The organism is Streptomyces sp. NTH33 (genome assembly GCF_003236365.1).
GTDB lineage: Bacteria > Actinomycetota > Actinomycetes > Streptomycetales > Streptomycetaceae > Streptomyces.
Genome location: NZ_POTZ01000501.1, coordinates 1 through 4,894, shown reverse-complemented (window position 1 = coordinate 4,894; position 4,894 = coordinate 1). Strand labels below are relative to the sequence as shown.

Below are 4,894 nucleotides of genomic sequence, written 5' to 3'. Positions count from 1 at the left end.
GGATACGACGGCGGGGGCGGCCGGGGAGGCCGGCGTACCGGCTCGCGCGTGCCGCTGATCGCGGCCGTGGGCGTCGGGATCGCCGCCCTCGGCATAGGCGCCGGCGCGCTGCTCAGCGGCGGCGGCGGCGACAGCGACAGCGGCGACAACAGCACCAACGTCTCGGCGACCGCGCCCGCCACCGACGACGCGCCCCCCTCGCCCACCACCGACCCGGCCCGGGAGCAGGCGGTCGCGCTGGACAAGCTGCTGGCCGACAGCGGCAGCAGCCGCTCCTCCGTGATCAAGGCGGTGGACGACGTCAAGAACTGCCGCGGCCTCGACCAGGCCGCCTCCGACCTGCGCGACGCGGCCGAGCAGCGCAAGGGTCTGGTCACCCGCCTGGGAGAGCTGTCCGTCGACAAGCTCCCCGACCACGCCGAGCTGACCCAGGCCCTCACCAACGCCTGGAAGGCGTCGGAGTCCGCCGACCGGCACTACGCGGCCTGGGCCGACCAGGCCCGCGGCAAGAAGGGCTGCAAGAAGGGCCACGCCCGGCCCACCGGCGAGACCCAGGCCGGCAACCGCGAGAGCGGCACCGCCAGCGCCGAGAAGGCCAAGGCCGCCCGGCTGTGGAACGCGATCGCGGAGAAGTACGGCCTCACCCAGCGCCAGCCGACCCAGCTGTGAGGGGGCGCGGACGGTCCGGTCAGCCGATGTCCGCGTCCTCCAGCGTCCTCGCCGTGTCGGTGAACCCCTTCGTGGTCGGCACCAGCCGGCCCTGCCGCACCACCTGCTGGGTCACGTCCGCGTTGACCAGCCGGGCGAAGCCGGAGGAGGCGAGCAGGTCGGAGGTGCGCCACCGCAGCGGCGGGGTCAGCCCGCCGGTGTCGACCGTGAGCCCGCGGTCGAGGGTGCGCCGTACGGTGGTGGCGCTCACCTCCCCGTCGCCGATCTTCTCCAGGACGGCCCGGAGCACGGTGTAGGCGACCCACGTGGTCTGCACTCCGGCGTCCTCGGGGTCGATCCGGTTGTCGCCGAACGCCTGCTCGTTGATGACCTTCCTCATCCCGTTCCAGCGCGGATCGCTCGCCACCGGGTACCAGCCGGTGACGTACGCCCCCTCGTACGGGCCGGACTTCCCGCCGCCCGCGTCGACCACCGACTGGTCGACGCTGCCGAACACGGCGGCGGTGCGCACGGCCGGATAGCTCTCGCGGGCGCGGCGGAAGGAGTCCATGAAGATGCCGGTGCGCTCCCCGAGGGCGGGGACCACGCAGCCCTTCCTCGCCGGGTCGGCGCTCGACTGCCTCAGCGCCTGGTCGGCCTGGCCGGAGTACTCGGTGGCGTCGTCGGCGGCCCGCTGGTCGTGGGCGCCCTCGTGGCCGCCGGCCCGCAGACCGGCGTCGAGCAGGGCGGGCAGCTCGTCGCCCGCGATGGTGTCGGGGCGTACGAGCGTGACGGGACCGCACCGTGCGGCGAGCTCCCTGCCGAGACCGGCCAGCAGGGCGGGCTGGCCGCCGTTGACGGGGTAGGACAGGGCCCGGGTGAACTCGGTGGTGGTGACGCCGTAGCCGCCGATGTACGGGATGCCGGCGCCCTCCAGCGGCGGGAAGAAGGAGTCGCTGTGCTGGCTGTAGGAGCCCACGACGGCGACCACGTTCTCCTTCGCGGCGCGACGGGCGCACTTCGCCGCGGTGATGCTGTCGTTGCCGTCGTTGCAGGTCAGGACGTTCAGCTTGCGGCCGTTGATGCCGCCGCCCGCGTTGATCCAGCGGGCGTAGGCCTGGGCCATGGCGGGCATGCCGGGTTTGTTGGTCGCCCCGGTGTTCTCCGGCGCCCAGGTCATCACGGTGACGGGGTCGCCCCCGGAGCCCCCCGTGGCGCCGGGGACGACCCCGCAGCCGGTGGCGAGCGAGGCGCACGCCACCAGGGCGACCGTCGGCAGCAGGGCTCTTCCGACGGGCCGGGTGAGGGCGGGGAGGAACGTGGTGCGGGAGCGTCGCCTGCCGGTCATGTACACACACGATTCCCTCACATCATCAACCCCTGAGTGACTCCCGGTCAACGAAGGGTGACAGTGAGGTGAATTGCGGGGGCAGGTGAGGCGGGTGGGACGGGGAACGTACGATCGATGACCGTGCAAGATTCGGAGAACTCTTCCCGTCGCGGCCGTCGCTCCTCCACCATGGGCGGCATGCCCGTCAACGACATGCCGTGGTGGCGCTGGCGCAGCAACGTGCGCTCCGCGCTGCACATGCTCTCCGATCCGGTGTTCCAGCGGGACGTCTGGCTGGCAGGCGTCGAGGGGTACGGCGACGTCACCGACGCCGTCTACCGGCTGGCCGAGGACACCTGGCTGGACAACTGGTCCGCCGAGAAGTACGTCGGCACGATCTTCCGGGACTCCCAGGAGGCGGCGCTCGTCGACACCGCGGTCCTGCGGGTGCTGCGCATCATGCACCAGGTGGGCCCGGACGCGCCGGTGTCCGCGTACCTCGACCACCACGCCTGGCCGGAGGCGGTACGGGCGGCGCGGGACGCGCATGTGCGGCTCGCGGCGAGCGACGGCGAGGACCCGGACGCGCCGCCGCGCAGCCTCGAGGTACTGCGGATCCTGACGCGCTCCGCGTAACGGACGGTCCGGGTGACGGGCGGTCCGGGTGACGGGCGGTCCGCGCAACGGACGCCGGGCCGGGGGCCGTGCCCGGCATGAGACCCTGTCCCGCATGAACGAGCAGTCCTCCCGAGCCGCGGCGGCCCCGGCCGACCAGTACATCCTGACTCTCTCGTGCCCGGACAAGAAGGGCATCGTGCACGCCGTGTCCAGCTACCTGTTCATGACCGGCTGCAACATCGAGGACAGCCAGCAGTTCGGCGACCACGACACGGGACTGTTCTTCATGCGGGTCCACTTCTCGGCCGAGCCGCCGGTGACGGTGGACAAGCTGCGCGCCAGCTTCGCGGCGATCGGTGACTCCTTCTCGATGGACTGGCAGATCCACCGGGCCGACGAGAAGATGCGGATCGTGCTGATGGTCAGCAGGTTCGGGCACTGCCTGAACGACCTGCTCTTCCGCGCCCGGATCGGCGCGCTGCCGGTGGAGATCGCGGCGGTGGTGTCCAATCACACCGACTTCGCCGAGCTGGTGGGGTCGTACAACATTCCCTTCCACCACATCCCGGTGACCAAGGACACCAAGCCGGAGGCCGAGGCGCGGCTGCTGGAGATCGTGCGCGAGGAGAACGTCGAACTGGTCGTCCTCGCCCGCTACATGCAGGTCCTCTCCGACGACCTGTGCAAGCGGCTCAGCGGCCGGATCATCAACATCCACCACTCCTTCCTGCCGAGCTTCAAGGGCGCGAAGCCGTACCACCAGGCGCACGCGCGGGGTGTGAAGCTGATCGGCGCGACGGCGCACTACGTGACGGCCGACCTCGACGAGGGCCCGATCATCGAGCAGGAGGTCGAGCGGGTCGGCCACGACGTCACCCCGGACCAACTGGTCGCCGTCGGACGGGACGTGGAGTGCCAGGCGCTGGCGCGGGCGGTGAAGTGGCACGCGGAGCGCCGGATCCTGCTGAACGGGCGGCGGACGGTGGTGTTCGCCTGACCCGCCCGCCCGGCGGCGGTGTCACATCCGGCTCAGTGACGCCGCCGCGTACAGCACGTCCCTGATCGCCTCGCGGTCGCCGACCTGACCGGCCACCGCCTCGCGCGGAACGACGTGCCCCGCCGCCAGCCGGCAGAACTCCAGGCCGTCCAGGGCCACATGGGCCACCTCGTGCTCCGTGGAGCCGACCGCTCCGGGTGAGTCGAGCGGGATCAGCCACTGGCCGCCGCCCTGGCCCTCGACCTCCAGGCGCAGGCTGCGCCCGGGTGCGCCGGCGGCCACCAGGTGTCGGGCACGGGCGGGCGGGGCGAGCCCGGCCCGCCGCCGTGCGGCCAGCACGCCCGGCAGCATCCGGGCCGCGAGGTCGATCATCCCGTGCAGGTGCCGCGGGGCGGGCGGCTCGTACGGGTAGTCCACGGCCCGGGCGATGTCCTCGGCGTGCACCCAGCACTCGAAGGCGCGGTCCAGCATCGCGTCGGGCAGCGGGAGTTCGAAGTCGCCGTAGGGCACGGTGGGCCCGCCCGTGCCTTCCTCGGCGAAGGACACGGTCCGCACCAGGGCGTGCGTCTGCTCCCGCCAGGGCGTCCGCACCGACCGGGTCGGCGGGAAGTGCGAGGCCCGCCAGTACGCCTCGGTGCGCGCCGCCGGGGTGGGGCGGTCGGCGCGGGCGCCGGCGCCGCCGAGCGGGTCGTCGAGTCCGAGCGCCACCGCGACCAGCCCGTCGACGCTCATCAGGTGCGCGATGACCCCGGCGACGGTCGTACGACGGCTGGTGGCGTCCTCGCCCGCGAACCACCGCAGGCGTACCGGCGTGTGCCACTCGGAGTCGCCCATGTCCCGCAGCAGCGCGTCCAGGCGGGCGGTCTCGGCGTCGTAGGGAGCCGCCCACTCGGGCACGGGGATGCGTGGCCGCCGCCGCTGCAGGCAACTGTCCAGCACGCGCGTGCGCAGCCCCGGGTCCAGGTCCAGGCTGTCGGGCCGGTGCAGCAGCCCGACCGCCTCCCGCAGCCGCAGCGCCTCCTCGGCGCAGTCGCCGCACTCCCCGAGGTGCTCCTCGACCGCCGTCGTCTCCTCCGGCGCACAGGCGGCCAACGCCCACGCCCCGAGAAGCGACTTCAGAACATGGTGCTCCACCGCGCTTCGGCCCTCCACCTCTGCCTCCTCCTCCGGCACGGGCCGTGTCCACCCACCGTCCTCGACGGACGCGCGGGGCACGGGCACACGCGCCGGCCGGCCGGAACCGGGCCCGGGGGCACCCGGAGACCCACCGGGGGAGCCGGGGCCGCCCGGAACGCCGGGGC

At 73.3% G+C, this 4,894-nt stretch carries 4 protein-coding genes and 1 pseudogene; 3 read left to right on the top strand and 2 right to left on the bottom strand.

Annotated elements, in window-relative coordinates; all coding sequences use genetic code 11:
- A pseudogene (locus tag C1I97_RS31540) lies at positions 1-669 on the top strand (hypothetical protein); the annotation flags it as partial.
- 19 nt (positions 670-688) lie between these two features.
- Here the strand turns inward: C1I97_RS31540 and C1I97_RS31535 are convergent.
- On the bottom strand, positions 689-1,996 hold the full coding sequence (locus tag C1I97_RS31535) for an ABC transporter substrate-binding protein (RefSeq protein ID WP_111006478.1): 1,308 nt from the start codon (positions 1,994-1,996) through the stop codon (positions 689-691).
- Between the two features lie 117 nt (positions 1,997-2,113).
- Here C1I97_RS31535 and C1I97_RS31530 point away from each other — a divergent pair, with 117 nt between their 5' ends.
- Both C1I97_RS31530 and purU read left to right on the top strand, forming a co-directional pair.
- Complete coding sequence (locus C1I97_RS31530; protein ID WP_111006476.1) at positions 2,114-2,614, top strand: SCO4402 family protein; 501 nt, start codon at positions 2,114-2,116, stop codon at positions 2,612-2,614.
- Between the two features lie 94 nt (positions 2,615-2,708).
- Positions 2,709-3,593 carry a formyltetrahydrofolate deformylase gene (gene purU / locus C1I97_RS31525; RefSeq protein ID WP_111006475.1) on the top strand — a complete coding sequence of 295 codons (885 nt, stop codon included), beginning with the start codon at positions 2,709-2,711 and terminating at the stop codon, positions 3,591-3,593.
- 21 nt (positions 3,594-3,614) lie between these two features.
- Here purU and C1I97_RS31520 read toward each other — a convergent pair.
- Positions 3,615-4,894 (bottom strand): maleylpyruvate isomerase N-terminal domain-containing protein (locus C1I97_RS31520; protein ID WP_258382825.1); only part of this gene is annotated, 1,280 nt, incomplete at its 5' end.